The 14,473-nt window shown below is 74.7% G+C and carries 14 protein-coding genes; 8 read left to right on the top strand and 6 right to left on the bottom strand.

All coding sequences use genetic code 11. From position 1 onward, the window contains the following. Window position 1: 1 nt before the first annotated feature. Window positions 2–739: a TIGR03089 family protein gene (locus ABD086_RS05005; protein WP_343906218.1), complete on the bottom strand. Its 738-nt coding sequence runs from the start codon at window positions 737–739 to the stop codon at window positions 2–4. A 17-nt stretch (window positions 740–756) separates the two neighbouring features. Between ABD086_RS05005 and ABD086_RS05000 the strand changes: the two genes are divergently transcribed. Continuing rightward, a complete protein-coding gene (locus tag ABD086_RS05000; RefSeq protein WP_343906216.1) occupies window positions 757–1,833 on the top strand; it encodes a mannose-1-phosphate guanylyltransferase in 1,077 nt (358 codons plus the stop codon). 167 nt (window positions 1,834–2,000) lie between these two features. On the opposite strand, the gene ABD086_RS04995 is transcribed toward ABD086_RS05000, so the two are convergent. The 3 genes from ABD086_RS04995 to cofD are packed head-to-tail and all read right to left on the bottom strand — an operon-like array spanning window position 2,001 to window position 4,779. Beyond that, window positions 2,001–2,768: a DUF3105 domain-containing protein gene (locus ABD086_RS04995; RefSeq protein WP_343906214.1), complete on the bottom strand. Its 768-nt coding sequence runs from the start codon at window positions 2,766–2,768 to the stop codon at window positions 2,001–2,003. Between the two features lie 53 nt (window positions 2,769–2,821). Further along, window positions 2,822–3,784 (bottom strand): coenzyme F420-0:L-glutamate ligase, encoded by a 963-nt coding sequence (locus ABD086_RS04990; RefSeq protein ID WP_343906212.1) that lies wholly within the window; start codon window positions 3,782–3,784, stop codon window positions 2,822–2,824. Continuing rightward, the gene (gene cofD, locus ABD086_RS04985) at window positions 3,781–4,779 is read right to left on the bottom strand and encodes a 2-phospho-L-lactate transferase (RefSeq protein ID WP_343906210.1); all 999 of its coding nucleotides are present in this window, start codon (window positions 4,777–4,779) and stop codon (window positions 3,781–3,783) included. The genes ABD086_RS04990 and cofD overlap by 4 nt, the downstream gene beginning before the upstream one ends. 201 nt (window positions 4,780–4,980) lie before the next feature. Here cofD and ABD086_RS04980 point away from each other — a divergent pair, with 201 nt between their 5' ends. From ABD086_RS04980 to ABD086_RS04970, 3 genes are all read left to right on the top strand, one after another. Beyond that, window positions 4,981–5,235, top strand: coding sequence for a WhiB family transcriptional regulator (locus tag ABD086_RS04980; RefSeq protein ID WP_343906208.1), 255 nt, complete (start codon window positions 4,981–4,983; stop codon window positions 5,233–5,235). 127 nt (window positions 5,236–5,362) lie between these two features. After that, window positions 5,363–8,206, top strand: coding sequence for a glycosyltransferase (locus ABD086_RS04975; RefSeq protein WP_343906206.1), 2,844 nt, complete (start codon window positions 5,363–5,365; stop codon window positions 8,204–8,206). Further along, the gene (locus tag ABD086_RS04970) at window positions 8,203–9,606 is read left to right on the top strand and encodes a DUF5719 family protein (RefSeq protein WP_343906204.1); all 1,404 of its coding nucleotides are present in this window, start codon (window positions 8,203–8,205) and stop codon (window positions 9,604–9,606) included. The genes ABD086_RS04975 and ABD086_RS04970 overlap by 4 nt, the downstream gene beginning before the upstream one ends. Here ABD086_RS04970 and ABD086_RS04965 read toward each other — a convergent pair. Together ABD086_RS04965 and ABD086_RS04960 are read right to left on the bottom strand one after the other, a co-directional pair. Then, complete coding sequence (locus ABD086_RS04965) at window positions 9,603–10,643, bottom strand: NAD-dependent epimerase/dehydratase family protein (protein WP_343906202.1); 1,041 nt, start codon at window positions 10,641–10,643, stop codon at window positions 9,603–9,605. The two genes, ABD086_RS04970 and ABD086_RS04965, sit on opposite strands and share 4 nt — an antisense overlap. 290 nt (window positions 10,644–10,933) lie before the next feature. Next, entirely contained in the window at window positions 10,934–11,317 is a 384-nt protein-coding gene (locus tag ABD086_RS04960) for a metallopeptidase family protein (RefSeq protein WP_343906201.1), read from the bottom strand. Window positions 11,318–11,408: 91 nt separating this feature from the next. Here ABD086_RS04960 and ABD086_RS04955 point away from each other — a divergent pair, with 91 nt between their 5' ends. The 4 genes from ABD086_RS04955 (at window position 11,409) to ABD086_RS04940 (ending at window position 14,453) form a co-directional block, all read left to right on the top strand. After that, window positions 11,409–11,768 (top strand): DUF3499 domain-containing protein, encoded by a 360-nt coding sequence (locus ABD086_RS04955; protein ID WP_343906199.1) that lies wholly within the window; start codon window positions 11,409–11,411, stop codon window positions 11,766–11,768. 109 nt (window positions 11,769–11,877) lie between these two features. After that, the gene (locus ABD086_RS04950) at window positions 11,878–13,248 is read left to right on the top strand and encodes a phosphomannomutase/phosphoglucomutase (RefSeq protein WP_343906197.1); all 1,371 of its coding nucleotides are present in this window, start codon (window positions 11,878–11,880) and stop codon (window positions 13,246–13,248) included. Beyond that, window positions 13,245–13,409: a Trm112 family protein gene (locus ABD086_RS04945; RefSeq protein WP_343906196.1), complete on the top strand. Its 165-nt coding sequence runs from the start codon at window positions 13,245–13,247 to the stop codon at window positions 13,407–13,409. Before ABD086_RS04950 ends, ABD086_RS04945 begins: the two co-directional genes overlap by 4 nt. A gap of 12 nt (window positions 13,410–13,421) precedes the next feature. Then, the gene (locus ABD086_RS04940) at window positions 13,422–14,453 is read left to right on the top strand and encodes an SIS domain-containing protein (RefSeq protein ID WP_343906194.1); all 1,032 of its coding nucleotides are present in this window, start codon (window positions 13,422–13,424) and stop codon (window positions 14,451–14,453) included. Window positions 14,454–14,473 lie beyond the last annotated feature (20 nt).

Below are 14,473 nucleotides of genomic sequence, written 5' to 3'. Positions count from 1 at the left end.
GTCAAGGGAAGCGGGCCGTGGCGCGCTCGGCGGCGTAGACCGCATCGAGACGCTCCGGTCCGGCGTGGGTGACCAGAACCAGCGAGCCGCTTCTGACGAGCGGCTCGGTGAAGGTGGCGAGTCCTGGTGGGGAAGCCGGGTTCGCCTCCGAGAGGAGACGGCCGCCGTCGGTGAGGAGGCTCCCGGCGGCGGCCGTTCTCCATGTCTCGCCCTGGCTGGCCCCGCCGTACGACGCTCCGGTGGCGGGGTCGTCGGCGGTCGGCGGGTCGAACGGGGTGAACGCGTCGGGCTGGGACCACACCTCCACGCCGACGTCGTGCACACCCGGGGGCAGCGGCTCCGCGAACCGGACGCCGAGCGGCAGCAGGGAGCAGGCCAGCACGGGCACCTCGTCGGCCAGGGGTGCCCAGTGCGCCAGGCCCGCCGGCCCGCAGACGACCGCGTCGGGGCGCTGCCCGTCGGGGGCGTCCTCGGGACCGGTGACGACCAGCCCGGCCGTCCAGGCCGCGCCGAGGAACACCGGCCCGAGCCAGTGCGGCGGCAGGTCGACCAACAGCTCCTGGCCGCGCTCGAGCTCGTGCTCCTCGACGAGCAGCGAGGCCGTCTTGGCGACCCAGTTGGCGTACGTCGTCACCGAGAGCTCGACCCGCTCTCCGGTGGCGTCGTCGTAGAAGGTGATCAGCGGACGCGAGGAGTCCCCGCGCAGCTGGCGCGCCAGCACGTCGGTGAAGGTGGTCACGGCCCTAGGCTCTCAGCATGTCCTCGATCGACCACTTCTGGGCTGTGGTCCCCGCCGGCGGCGCCGGGACCCGGCTGTGGCCGCTGTCCCGCCGGTCGGCGCCCAAGTTCCTGCACGACCTCACCGGCACCGGGCGCACGCTGCTGCAGGGGACCCTGGACCGGCTGGCGCCGCTGGCCGAGGACCGGTTCGTGGTCGTCACCGGGCGGGCACACCGTGACGCGGTGCTCAAGCAGCTGCCCGAGGTCGGGCCCGAGCGGGTGCTCGCCGAGCCGTCGCCCCGCGACTCGATGGCGGCGATCGGGCTGGCCGCCGCGGTCCTGGAGCGCGACGACCCGGACGCCGTGATGGGTTCGTTCCCGGCCGACCACGTCATCCGCGACCCCGACGTCTTCGCCGACTGCGTCCGGACCGCCGCCGAGGTGGCCCGCGACGACTGGCTGGTCACGCTCGGCATCGAGCCGGCGTTCCCGTCGTCCGCCTTCGGCTACGTCCACCTCGGCGACCCGCTCCCCGGGCACCCCGGGGCGCGCGCGGTGCTGGAGTTCGTCGAGAAGCCGTCGGTCCGGACGGCGACCGAGTACATCGCGACCGGCCGGTACCGCTGGAACGCCGGCATGTTCGTCGTCCGCCCGACCGTGCTGCTCGACCTGCTCGGCCGGTGGCACCCGGAGTTCGCCGCCGCGCTCCGCGCGATCGCGGCCGAGCCCGCTCGGCTCGACGAGCTGTGGACCGGCCTGCCCAAGATCGCGCTCGACCACGCGGTCGCCGAGCCCGCCGCCGACGCGGGCCGGGTCGTGAGCGTGCCGTCGGCGTTCCGCTGGGAGGACATCGGCGACTTCGACTCGCTGGCGGCGCTGCTCGCGGGCGACCCGCAGCCGACGGTCCTCGGTGACGAGGCGCTCGTCCAGGCCCTCGACGCCAGCGGCCTCGTCGTCCCCGCGTCGGGACGGGTGGTCGCGGTGGTCGGCCTCGAGGACGTCGTCGTCGTCGACACGCCCGACGCGCTGCTCGTGACGACCCGCGCCCGCGCGCAGGAGGTCAAGCAGGTGGTGGCGGAGCTGGCGGACCGAGGGCGCTCGGACCTGGTGTAGTCGCTTACCCGACTGGATTTCGAGACGCGTCGCACGTCCCGCTGACGCGGTCCGTGCCGACGCTCCTCAACCTGGCGCCTGGTCCTCTCCTCGAGCAAGCTCGAGGAGCGGGGCGCTCAAACCTGGCCCTGGGCCATCTCCCCGAGCAGGCTCGAGGAGATGAGGGCTCACATAGCGCCGGGCTCGGGGGAGTCGAAGTAGGGGTACTTCTTCATGAAGTCCTCGAGCGCCGCGCCGCTCGGGGCCGAGCAGTACTGGAACGCGCCGACCTGCTTGGTCGGGTCCGTCTCGCCGGTGCCGCCGGCGGACCAGTGCGTGAACGCGACGTGCTGGCCGTCGGGGAACTTCGCGCCGTTCTCGTCGGTCGACTCCCACGGCGCGGCGATGAACTTGTCGCGCATGTTGTCCGAGGATCCCGAGAACTTGTCGGCGATGGCCTGGATCTCGTCCATCGAGGTCTTGTCGCCGGCGATCGTGGAGTCGTACCAGAGGATCGTGTAGCCGTGCTCGAGGTTGTGCACCAGCGCCTCGAGGGCGGGACGCTCGGCCGCGGTGTAGAACTTCTTCGCGAACGGCGCGGGCGCGACGCCGGCCTCGTTCCAGTGGGCGCCGAAGGCGGGCGGGGCGTCCTTGTAGTCGACCGGGGTGTTGACCGGCACGTGGTTCTGGTTGCCGTCGGCCTTCTTGGTGGTGATGTCCTGGCAGGCCGAGGCGGGGGCGCCGATGTCCGCGAGCGCCTTGCTGCTGTACTTCCGGGCGTCGAGCTTGTCCTTGACGATCGGGACGATCGCGGCCGCGAGGATGCCGACCGCGATCACGACGCAGACGCCGACGATCGCATAGTTGCGCCGGCGGTCGACGCTCTTCTGCTTCTTGCGCATCTGCTCGATGACCGCCTGGCGGTCGGTCTTGGCGGACTTGGTGGTCTTGGCCACGGCTGCATTCCCTCTGGCTGTACAACGACGGGGTCGGACGACGACCCCGAAGTCTACGGGCGCACTGGTCGCAACCGGACATCGCTCGGCGAATCCGTGGCGACGTCCTCCCAGCCGTGGGCGAAGGCCAGGGCCTGCAGCGGCCGGACCAGGCCCCGCGGGACGGTGACCACGAGGCTGCCGCCGTCCCGGGCCGAGCGCGAGGCGACCAGGCCGAGGACGTCGCGGACGGCCGCCGCCAGCTCGGCCTCCTCGGCCGGCGCGCCGAAGGGCGCGCGGTCCGCGGGATCGCCCCGCAGGGCGCGGACGACCGCCTCGCGGGCGCCGTACCCGAAGAGGTCGCCGCCCTCGCTGCGGACCAGCGCCGCGGCGCCCGGACCGTCCTGGCCGGGCGGCAGCACCAGGTCGGCGCGGCCACGGACGACGGCGAACGGCCGGCCGGCGAGCTTGCCCTGCGCCAGGTCGGCCGCGCCGGCGATCTCGTCCGCGACCGCCGGCAGGGTGACCGCCAGCTCGTTGCCGTGCGCGTCGGTGCGGCCGGCGTACTCCTGCGCGACGACCAGGCCCGCGGCGCCGATCGCGATGTCGGTCTGGCCCTCCCGCCAGGCCCGGCCCGCCGTGTCGGTGACGACCACGGCGACGTTGCGGCCGGTGCGCGCGCGGACGCCGGCGCGGATCCCGCGCGCGGAGGCGTCGGGATCGAGCGGCAGCAGGGCGACCGAGCCGGCGGGGACGTTCGAGTTGTCGATGCCCGCGGCGGCCATGGTCAGGCCGAGCCGGTTGCGGACGATCGTGGTGCCTCCGCGGCGCGCCACCACGCGCACGGTCTCGCCCGGCAGCGCCTCGTCCCGGGTGCCGCCGACGACGCGACCCTCGGCCTTGCTGACGACCTTGCTGGTGACGACGAGGACGTCACCGTCGACCAGCTCGACGAGCGGCAGCACCAGGTCGACCAGGTCGGCGCCCGGCCGCACCTCGGGGACGCCCTCGGGCGCGAGGACCTCGATCCGGTTCACCGGGTGACCAGCTCGACGGCCGCCGCGGCCATCGCCGCGGTCGCGTCCACGTCGGTCATCATCAGCGGTACGGCGCGGCAGGGCAGCCCGGCGGCGACCACGCGGTCGACCTGGTCGACGTCGACCTCGTCGACCAGCCAGCCGTCGAGGACGCCGCCGCTCGACCGGCTCCCGTAGTGGAGACCGACGCCGGCGGCGCTGACCTCGACGTCGATCGCGTTCAGCATCTGCTCGGCCATGCCGCGCACGTGCGTGCCGCCGACGATGGGGGAGAGGCCGACGACCGGGGCCCTGGTCGCCGCCAGCGCCTCCCGGACCCGCGGCACCCCGAGGATGGTGCCGACCGACACGACCGGGTTCGACGGCGGCAGCACGACCAGGTCCGCGTCGGTGATGGCGTCGATGACCCCGGGCGCGGGGGCGGCGTCGTCGAGCCCGACGAACACGACGGCCTCGGCGGGGACCGCGGCCCGGAGGCGGACCCAGTACTCCTGGAAGTGCACGACGCGGCGACCGCTCGGCGTGGCGGGGTCCGCGACCGCGACGTGGGTCTCCACGCGGTCGTCGGTCATCGGCAGCAGCCGGACGCCGGGGCGCCACCGGGCGCAGAGGGCCTCGGTCACCTCGGACAGCCGGTAGCCGGCGTCGAGCATCTGCGTGCGCACCAGGTGGGTGGCGATGTCCCGGTCGCCCAGCCCGAACCAGGTCGGCTCCACGCCGTAGGCCGCGAGCTCCTCCTTGACGCTCCACGTCTCGTCGCGCCGGCCCCACCCGCGCTCGAGGTCGATCCCGTCGCCGAGCGTGTACATCACGGTGTCCAGGTCCGGGCAGACCTTGAGGCCGTGGATCCACAGGTCGTCGGCCGTGTTGGCGACGACGGTGACCGTCGCGTCGGGAGCGACGCCGGGCAGCAGGCCTCGCTCGATGCCGTGGAGGAGGCCCTGGAGGAACCGCGCTCCGCCCATCCCACCGGAGAGCACCGTGAGGTTCTGCATGCGGATACCTTGCCGCACGCGATTCCGCAGCGTTTTGCCGGTCTTCCGCCCTAGCACATGCGGGGTTGACTTTCGGGGTACGACAGGCATGTAATTCCCACAGTGTCGTTCACGATTCCCACGCGGTGATCCGGGCCCGTCATTCGGGGCCGCGCGGGGACCGGGGATGTGGGAGCAGTACCGGGTCGAAAGGGCAAAGCCGTGAGAGAACTATTTCTCCTCGACGGGGACGCCGAGGATGCAGGTTGGCAGGACCGTGCGCTGTGCGCACAGACCGACCCCGAGGCGTTCTTCCCCGAAAAGGGAGGGTCGACGCGGGAGGCCAAGAAGGTCTGCCTGACGTGCGAGGTGCGTGACGAGTGCCTCGAGTCCGCGCTGATGAACGACGAGCGCTTCGGCATCTGGGGTGGTCTCTCCGAGAGGGAGCGCCGCAAGCTGAAGAAGCGCGCCGTCTGACGGTCCTCGGACACGTCATCACGGTGGGGGTGCCCCGGGGGAGGGGCACCCCGCCGAGACCTCCCCACGACGTCCCCCCGCGACTCCCTCAGTCTCCGCTCAGGCCCCGGCGGTTAGGGTCTGGCCCGTGGTTTCCTCGGTCGCGGCGCTCCTCGTCTCCCATGACGGCGCCCGCTGGCTCCCGGCGGTCATCGAGGGCCTGACCTCCCAGTCCACGCCGGTCGACACGGTCGTCGCGATCGACACCGGCAGCCTGGACGACAGCGCCCAGCTCCTCGAGCGCGCGTTCGGCGACGTGGTCCGCACGCCGGTCTCCACCTCCTTCCCGGCGGCCGTCGCCCTCGGGCTCGAGCGGCTGCGCGAGCAGGGCGCCACCAGCGAATGGCTGTGGATCCTGCACGACGACGCGAACCCGGACCCCGGGGCGCTCGCGGCCCTGCTGGCCGCGGCCGCCGACGATCCCGCCGCCGACGTCCTCGGCCCGAAGCTGCGGGAGTGGCCGTCCCTGAAGCGCCTCCTCGAGCTCGGCGTCACGATCTCCGGCACCGGCCGGCGCGAGACGGGCCTGGAACGCGGCGAGTACGACCAGGGCCAGCACGACGAGGTGCGCGAGGTGCTCGCGGTCAACACCGCCGGCATGCTGGTGCGCCGCTCGGTGCTCGAGGAGCTCGGTGGGTTCGACGCCCAGCTGCCCATGTTCGGCAACGACATCGACTTCGGGTGGCGGGCCGCGGCCGCGGGACACCGGACGCTCGTCGTGCCGCAGGCCGTCGTGTTCCACGCCGAGGCCGCCCACCGGGGGGTGCGCCGCACCCCGCTGACCGGGCGGCACACGCACTACCAGGAACGGCGCGCCGCCCTGTTCACGCTGCTGGCCAACGCGAGCCGGCGGCGGCTGCCGTGGCTCGTGGTGCGGCTGTTCTTCGGCACGCTGCTGCGGATGCTCGGCTTCCTCGTCGTCCGCTCGGTCGGCGAGGCGCTGGACGACCTGGCGGCGCTGCTCAACATCTACGCGCACCCCGGGGAGATCCGGGCCGCGCGCCGGTCGCGCGCCCGGACGGCCGACGAGCACGTCCGGTCGCTGCTGGCCCCGTGGTGGCTGCCGTACCGGCACGGGCTGGACTTCCTCGGCGATCTCCTGACCGCGGCGACCAACCAGGCGCAGGACGTGGCCGAGCGGCGCCGGATCGCCGCGGCCGAGCACGCCCCGGCGAGCGCGGTCGTCCGGCCCCGCTCGGAGGAGGACGAGCTGCTCGAGGACTCCGGCTGGGTGGTCCGGTTCCTCACGAACCCCATCGCGCTCCTGATCACGCTGTTCGTCGTGGCGGCTCTGGTCGGTGCGCGCGGCGTCCTGGACTCCGTCGCCGGCGGTGGGCTCTCGCCGGCGCCCGTCGCCGTCTCCGACTGGTGGCACCTGTACGGCGAGACCTGGCACCCGCTCGGCACCGGTACGGCGGTGCCCGCGCCGGCGTACCTGCTGCCGCTGGCGCTGCTCGCCACCGTGCTGGGCGGCAGCCCCGGTGCGGCGATCTCCACCGTGCTGCTGTTCGCCGTCCCCTTCGGCCTGTGGGGTGCCTGGCGGTTCCTCCGGGTGGTCGGCCGCCTCGCGACGCCCACCGGTGCGCCGCGCTGGGTGCTGCTCTGGGGCGCGACGACGTGGGCGCTGGTGCCGGTCGCCTGCGGCGCCTGGGGCGACGGTCGCCTGGGCGTCGTCGTGGTGGCCGCGCTGCTGCCGTGGCTCGCGCACGCCGCCCTCGGCTTCGCCGACCCGGACGCCGACCGGCGGTGGCGCGCGGCCTGGCGGGCCGGGCTGCTGCTGGCCCTGGCCTCGGCGTTCGCGCCCGTGCTGTTCCTCTTCGCCCTGCTGCTCGGCCTGGTCGTGGTCGCGGCGGCGTTCCTCATCGTCCGCGGCGCGGGCCGGGACCGGTCGGTGTGGGGACCGCCCGCCGTCGCCGTGGGGCTGGTGCCGGTACTGCTCGCGCCGTGGTGGATCCCGGCGATCCAGCGGCACGCGGCCGAGGGTCTGCTGCTGGACATCGGGCGCCTCCCGGGGCCGGTCGTCGACGGTCTCGACCTGGCCAGCGGCCGGCTCGGCGATCTCGGTGCGCCGTGGTGGCTGGGTGCCGTGCTCGCCGTGCTGGCCCTGCTCGCGCTGCTGCCGCGGGCGACCCGGATCCCGGCGCTGGTCTGCTGGATCGTCGCGCTGGTCGCGGCGCTCCTCGGTGCGGTGCTGGCCCTGTTCTCGTTCGACCTCGCCGCCGCGAGCGTCCCGACCGGGCTCGGCGCCCTGGTCGTCGTCCTGCAGGGGGCGCTCCTCGTGGCCGCCGTGCTCGGCGCGGCCGGCGCGGCCCGGGAGCTGGCGTCGTGGCGGCGGGCGGTCGCGGCGGTCGTCGCCGTGGTCGCGGCCGCGGTGCCGCTCGCGGCGCTGGGCTGGTGGCTGGTCGGCTCCCACGACGCGATCGACGACGGCATCGACACCGACATCCCCGTGTACATGGTCCAGAGCTCGGAGCAGGGCCCGGAGCACGGCATCCTCGTGGTCCGCGGCAGCGTCGACGACGGCCTGACCTACACGGTCCGCCGCGGCGACGGGATGACGGTCGGTGAGGACGAGGTCCTCGCCCTCAGCGCCGAGGACCGCGACTTCTCCACCACGGTGCGCGAGCTGGTCTCGCGACCGACTCCCGCCGTGGTCGACGACCTCGGCGGCAACGGCATCGAGTACGTCGTCCTGCCGTCGCCCGCCGACGGCGACGTCGCCGCCACGCTGGACGCGGCGGCCGGTCTCGTCCAGGCCAGTGCCGCGGACCGGTCGACCCGCGCCTGGCAGGTGGACCGTCCGCTCGACGCGTCCGGTCTCGACGGCCCGACCTCGTGGCTCCGCGTCGTGCTGATCGTGGTCCAGGGCATCGCGATCCTGGTCGTCGTCGTCCTCTGCCTGCCGACCACGAACCGGAGGCGCACCGCATGAGCCACAGCGCACCCGGCGGCCGCCGGGCCACCTCGCGGCTGAACGTCACGACGATCCTCGCTCTCGTGCTGCCCGTGGCCTGCGCGGTCGCCCTGCTGCTCGTCCGGCCGGCGGACGGGCCGGCCGCGACGGCGGCGCCGACGCTGACCGCGCTGACCCGGTCCACGGTGGTGTGCCCGTCCGGGACGGGCGGAGCCCGGGTGGTGGGCGTGACCAGCGCGGCCGACCGCGTCGACGGATCGGTCCGAGTCGGGCTCGGCAAGGACCGGAAGGAGGTCCGGATCGCGTCGGGCGAGACGACCTCGGTCGACGCCGGCCCGGACCCGGTCGCCGTGTACGGCGAGGACGAGACCGCGCCCGGACTGGTCGCAACGCGGTTCGGCGCCGACGGCAAGGCCGCGGCCGCGTCCTGCCTGCCGCCGGCGCCGCACGCGTGGTTCACCGGGGTCGGCGCGGGCGCCGGCCACACCTCGGTCCTCGAGCTGACCAACCCCGACTCCGGCACCGCGGTCGCCGACGTGGTCGTCTACGGGCGCCGCGGCGTCGTCGACGCCCCGCGCCTGCGCGGCATCTCGGTCACCGGCGGCAGCAGCGTGCAGCTCGACCTCTCCTCGATCGTGCCGCGCCGCGACGAGCTGTCGCTGGAGGTCGTGTCGGCACGCGGCCGGATCGGTGCCACGGTGCTCGACCGCTACGACCCGCTCGGGCGTGGCGCACCGACGTCCGACTGGCTCCCGGCGCAGTCCGAGCCCGCGACCACGAACCTGCTGATGGGCCTGCCGTCCGGCGCGGACGCCCGCCGGGTGCTCGCGGTCGCCAACAGTGGTCCCGACGAGGTGCGCGCGACGGTCCAGGTCGTCTCGGAGCAGTCGGTGTTCACGCCGAAGGGCGTGCCCGACCTGCGCGTGCCGCCGCAGAGCACCGCGAAGCTCAACCTCAGCGGCCCGCTGGCGAAGATCGTCGCGAAGGGCGGTGTCACCGGGCTGCTGGTCACCGCGAACCAGCCGGTCACCGCGTCGCTGCGGTCGTACGCCGGCGGCGACCTCGCGCGCACCGTGCCCGGGCCGGCGCTCGACGGTGCCGCCACCGTGCTGCTGCCGCCGGGCGCGAAGGGCGCCGACCGCACCCTCCTGCTGGCCGGAGCGGCCGGAGCCGGCACCGTCGCGGTCGTCGCGCGGACCGCGGCCGGCGAGGAGCTGGCCAGCGAGAAGGTGGACGTCAGCGCGGACCGCGGCTTCACCGTCGACCTGCCCGCGAGGACGGAGCTGGTGACCGTGACGCCCACCGGCACGACCGTCCAGGGCGCCGTGCTGCTCGCCGACGAGGGCGCGACGATCCTGCCGCTGACGATGCCGGCGATGAACGGCCTGGTGCCGTCGGTGCGACCGGGCCTTCCCTAGGGCCTGGTCCGCCCGCTGACCGGGCCGCGGGTGAGCAGGTTGCCGACCTCGCGCGGGACCGTGCGCCGCCGGAGGACCGCCGTGTCTCCCGAGTCCGCGTGGACGAGCCCGTCGACGACCTCCTCGAGCACCTGGCGCGCCGTGCGCCGGGGCGCCCACTCCAGCTCTCGCGTCGCCCGGGAGACGTCCAGCGGCGGGGCGTTGCGGGCGAGGTCCACCCAGCCGGGGTCGACCTGTTGGAGTCGCAGCCGCCAGGAGGCCGCGGCCGCCGCACGCACCACGGGGAACGGGAGGGACACCCGTCGGGCGCCGAGCACCTCGGCGATCTCGTCCGCGTCCAGCGACCCGGCGGCGAGGTTGAACGCGCCCGCCGCGCGGCGGTCGACGGCGCGGGCGATCGCGTCCGCGACGTCCGCCGCGTGCACCATCGGGACCTGGACGACGTCCGGGAGCGGCAGCACCGGGGCCCAGCGCACCGCCCGTCCCGGCACGAGCAGCGGGACGCCGTACCGCAGCAGGCCGCTGGCCGCGCGGCGCTGGCCGATGATCCCGGGGCGCATCCGGGTGATCGTCAGCCGGTCCTCGAAGCGGTCCAGGATCCGCTCGGCCGCGACCTTGTGCCGGCTGTACGGCGACGACGGGACGCCCTCGGTCGGGTGGTCCTCGGTCACCGGCTGCCGGTCCGCGCGCGGGGAGTAGGCGCCCACCGACGACTGGTGCACGAGGTGCGGTACGCCGGCGCGCAGCGCCGCCCCCACCACCCGGCGGGTCCCGCCCACGCCGAGGGCGGCGAGGTAGCCGATCCGGTGCGACGGCTGGAACCCCCACGCGAGGTGGACCACGGCGTCGGCGCCCTGCACCGCCCGTTCCAGCTCCGGCAGCTGCGCGGGTTCGCTGAGGTCGACGCGGCGCCACTCGAGGCGGTCGTCCTCCGGCGGCCGCCGGACGATCCCCACCAGCTCGTGCCCGTCCTCGAGCAGCCGGTCGACCACCGCCGACCCGACGTTGCCGCTTGCTCCCGTGATCGCGATCCGCATGGGTGTCCCGGTGCCCGGGGCTCGCCCGCCGCATGCCGACATCTGGCGACACGTCGCGACGCGTCGCTTTCGGGTCGTGTGCCTCACGCCGCGCTATAGCGCGTTCTCAGGCACACGACCCGAAACCCGCGGCCAGGGAGCCGGGAAGCAGCCGCAACCACCCACCCACCGTCCCCGTTCGCTGCCATGTCGGTCGCAACCCCCAGCAACCCGCAGCCCACCGGCAGTCACGCGGCTTCCGGGGTCTCGACGAGCTCGACCAACGGCGCGGGAGCCGGGCCCGACCAGCCTTAGTCCGAGTCGTACCTCGGGTCCACCTGCTCGGCGTCGATGCCCAGCAGCTCGGCGACCTGCTCGACGACCACGGTGAGCACCATCGCCTCGAGGTCCTCGCGGGTCTCGCAGCGATGCTCGATCGGGCGTCGGAAGAGCACCAGTCGGGTCGGGGTCGTGCCGGACCCGCGCACCAGCGACGACAGCGGGACCGTGCCGGAGGACCAGTCGTCGGGGATCTGGGGGGTGTCCTCGACGGCGTACTCGACCAGGCCGAGCCGGTCCTGCCAGCGCGCGTCGATGTCGGTGACGATGCCGAGCGCGAGGTCGTCGAACCGCTCCCGGGCGGTGCGCAGCTCCGGCCGACCGGGGGTCCGGGGGAGGACGGCGGGCCCCCTCATGCCCCGGCCCCGCCGGTCTCGAGAACGCCGCTTCCCATCCACGCCGCGAGCCTAATCCGGACGGGCTCGAACGGGAGGTACCGTCTGCCGCGTGAGTCCTGCCCGCCGCTGTTCGCGCACCGCCTGCGGCCGCGTCGCGGTCTGCACGCTGACCTACGTCTACGCCGACCAGACGGCGGTCCTCGGGCCGCTCGCGACCTACGCCGAGCCGCACGCCTACGACCTCTGCGACGTGCACAGCGAACGGCTCAGCGCCCCGCGCGGCTGGGAGGTGCTGCGGCTGGCCGCGGACCCGGCCGCCCAGGGACCCTCCAGCGACGACCTGCTCGCGCTCGCCGACGCGGTCCGCGAGGCCGGCCGGCCGGCCCCGCCCCCGCGGGTGGCGCCCGCCGACGAGACCGGCCGGGAGACCACCCGCCGCGGCCACCTCCGGGTCCTCTCCACCGACTGACCGCACCCCACGGTCTCGACACGTCGCTCGCGGCTTCGTTCCTCAGCCGCGCGACTCGCTCGACCACCATCAGTGGGTCCACTCGCGCGTCCCCACTAGGCTCGCGGCCATGGCCGACACCCTCGACCCGGCGAACGTGCACGCGGTCTTCAAGGCGTACGACGTGCGCGGCCTCGTGCCCGACCAGGTCGACGAGGCGCTCGCGCGCGCCACCGGCACCGCGTTCGTCCGGGTGACGGGCGCCGCGACCGTCGTCGTCGGCCACGACATGCGCCCGAGCTCGCCGGGCATGGCGGGGGCGTTCGCGGAGGGGGCGAGCACCGCGGGCGCCGACGTCGTCATGATCGGCCTCGCGTCCACCGACCAGCTGTACTTCGCGTCCGGCCACTTCGGCCACCCGGGTGCGATGTTCACCGCGAGCCACAACCCGGCGCAGTACAACGGCATCAAGATGTGCCGCAGCCACGCGCAGCCGATCGGCATGGAGACCGGGCTCGCCGACATCCGCGACCTCGTGCTCGACCTCCCGAAGCCCACCGCGGTCCCCGGCGACATCTCCGAGCACGACGTCCTCGAGGCGTACGCCGCCCACCTGCTGGAGCTCGCGCCCGTCACGGGCCGCCGGCTGAGGGTCGTGGTCGACGCCGGCAACGGCATGGCCGGCCACACCGCGCCCGCGGTGTTCGAGCGGCTCGGCGACAGCGTCGAGCTGGTCCCGATGTACTTCGAGCTGGACGGCACGTTCCCGAACCACGAGGCGAACCCGATCGAGCCGGAGAACCTCCGCGACCTCCAGGCCCGCGTCGTCGCGGAGCGCGCCGACATCGGCCTGGCGTTCGACGGCGACGCCGACCGCTGCTTCCTCGTCGACGAGCGCGGCCGGCTGGTCTCACCCTCGACGCTCACCGCGCTCATCGCGACCCGCGAGCTCGCCAAGGAGCCCGGGGCGACCGTGATCCACAACCTGATCACCAGCCGCGCCGTGCCCGAGATCGTCACCGAGCTGGGCGGGACCCCGGTCCGCACCCGCGTCGGCCACTCCTACATCAAGGCGACGATGGCCGAGACCGGCGCGATCTTCGGCGGCGAGCACAGCGGCCACTTCTACTTCCGCGACTTCTGGCGCGCGGACTCCGGCATGCTCGCCGCGTTGCACGCCCTGGCCGCGCTCGCCGAGACCGACCGGCCGCTCTCCGCGCTGCTCGCCGAGTTCGAGCGCTACGTGCTCTCCGGCGAGATCAACAGCGAGGTCGCCGACCAGGCCGCGGTCATGGACGCCCTCGAGGCGTCGTACGCCGGCCGCGACGGCATCGCCACCGACTGGCTGGACGGCCTCACGGTCAGCCACGCCGACTGGAGCTTCAACGTCCGCCCGTCCAACACCGAGCCGCTGCTCCGCCTCAATGCCGAGGGCCGCGACGAGGAGACCATGGCCCGCGTCCGCGACGACGTGCTCGCCCAGATCAGGAGTGACCGATGAACCTCGACCCCGCGCTGCTGGAGATCATCGTCTGCCCGGCCTGCCGGTCCGACCTCGCGATCGAGGGGGAGGAGCTCGTGTGCACCGGGTGCGGGCTGGCCTACCCGGTCCGCGACGACATCCCCGTCCTGCTCGTCGACGAGGCCCGCAAGCCCGGCTGACCGGGGATCGCCATGGCCACCTGGTTCGACGAGTCCCGCCTCGACGACGACGCGGTGCTCCAGATCGGCGACGGGCCGCTGCGCCGGCTCGCCGAGACCGGCGCGCGGGTACGCCGTGACGCCGGCGACGCCCGCGAGGCCACCCTCGAGGCGGTACGCCGGGCCGAGGAGCTGGCCCGCCCGCGCGCGGTCGTCGCAGCCGGGCCGGACTCCCGGCTGCTCCGCGCCGTGCTCGAGCCCTGGTGCCCGGTGCCGTTCGTGGCGTGGCCCGGACCGGCCCTGCCCGGCTGGGCCGGCAGCCTGGACCTGGTCGTGGTGCTCGCGCCCGACGGCAGCGACACCGGCACCGCCTCGGCCGTCGCCGAGGCCGTGCGCCGCGGCTGCCAGGTCGTCGTCGCCTGCCCGCCGGGCTCGCTGGTCGCCGACCACGCCGCCGGGCGCTGGAGCACGATCCTGCCGACCACCACGCGCGACCCGCTGGCGACCGCGGTGATCGTGCTCGACTACCTGCACCGCGTGTCGCTCGGGCCCGAGGCCGACGCCGAGCAGGTCGCCGACGCCCTGGACCAGGTGGCGATCGAGTGCTCGCCGCACCGGGACCTCGCGGTGAACCCGGCCAAGATGACGGCGATCGCCCTCGCCGACGCCAACCCCCTGGTGTGGGGCGGCTCGGTGCTCGCCGCCCGCGCCGCGCGCCGGGTCGCGGAGTCGATCCGCCGCGCCAGCGGCCGCACGGCCCTGGCCGGCGACGCCGAGCACCTGCTGCCGGTCCTCGAGGCGACCCGCCCGCGCGACGTCTTCGACGACCCGTTCGCCGACCCCGGCGGCGACCTGCGCCCGATGCTGCTCGTGCTCGACGACGGTGCCCAGGACCCCGTCGTCCGCGAGCAGCGCGGCCGGCTCCAGGCGGCGGCCGCCGCCCGCGGCGTGCGCGTCGAGACGGTGACCACCGACGCCCCCAGCGAGGTGGCGAGATACGCGTCACTGCTGCTCAGCGGGACCTACGCCGCGGAGTACCTCCGGATCGGCCTGGTCGAGGACTGAACTCACCGGCGACCGGGTAG

Origin of the sequence: Nocardioides aquiterrae (assembly GCF_039526625.1) — a bacterium.
GTDB classification, from domain to species: Bacteria; Actinomycetota; Actinomycetes; order Propionibacteriales; family Nocardioidaceae; genus Nocardioides; species Nocardioides aquiterrae.
The sequence above is the reverse complement of the archived record's forward strand: the minus strand, read 5'-3'. Positions and strand labels throughout refer to the sequence as shown.

Excerpts from the sequence above, each read along its gene's own strand:
- ABD086_RS05000 (WP_343906216.1), top strand. The coding sequence starts at position 757 with ATGTCCTCGATCGACCACTTCTGGGCTGTGGTCCCCGCCGGCGGCGCC.
- cofD (WP_343906210.1), bottom strand. The coding sequence starts at position 4,779 with ATGCAGAACCTCACGGTGCTCTCCGGTGGGATGGGCGGAGCGCGGTTC.
- ABD086_RS04970 (WP_343906204.1), top strand. The coding sequence starts at position 8,203 with ATGAGCCACAGCGCACCCGGCGGCCGCCGGGCCACCTCGCGGCTGAAC.
- ABD086_RS04965 (WP_343906202.1), bottom strand. The coding sequence starts at position 10,643 with ATGCGGATCGCGATCACGGGAGCAAGCGGCAACGTCGGGTCGGCGGTG.
- ABD086_RS04960 (WP_343906201.1), bottom strand. The coding sequence starts at position 11,317 with ATGAGGGGGCCCGCCGTCCTCCCCCGGACCCCCGGTCGGCCGGAGCTG.
- ABD086_RS04950 (WP_343906197.1), top strand. The coding sequence starts at position 11,878 with ATGGCCGACACCCTCGACCCGGCGAACGTGCACGCGGTCTTCAAGGCG.
- ABD086_RS04945 (WP_343906196.1), top strand. The coding sequence starts at position 13,245 with ATGAACCTCGACCCCGCGCTGCTGGAGATCATCGTCTGCCCGGCCTGC.
- ABD086_RS04940 (WP_343906194.1), top strand. The coding sequence starts at position 13,422 with ATGGCCACCTGGTTCGACGAGTCCCGCCTCGACGACGACGCGGTGCTC.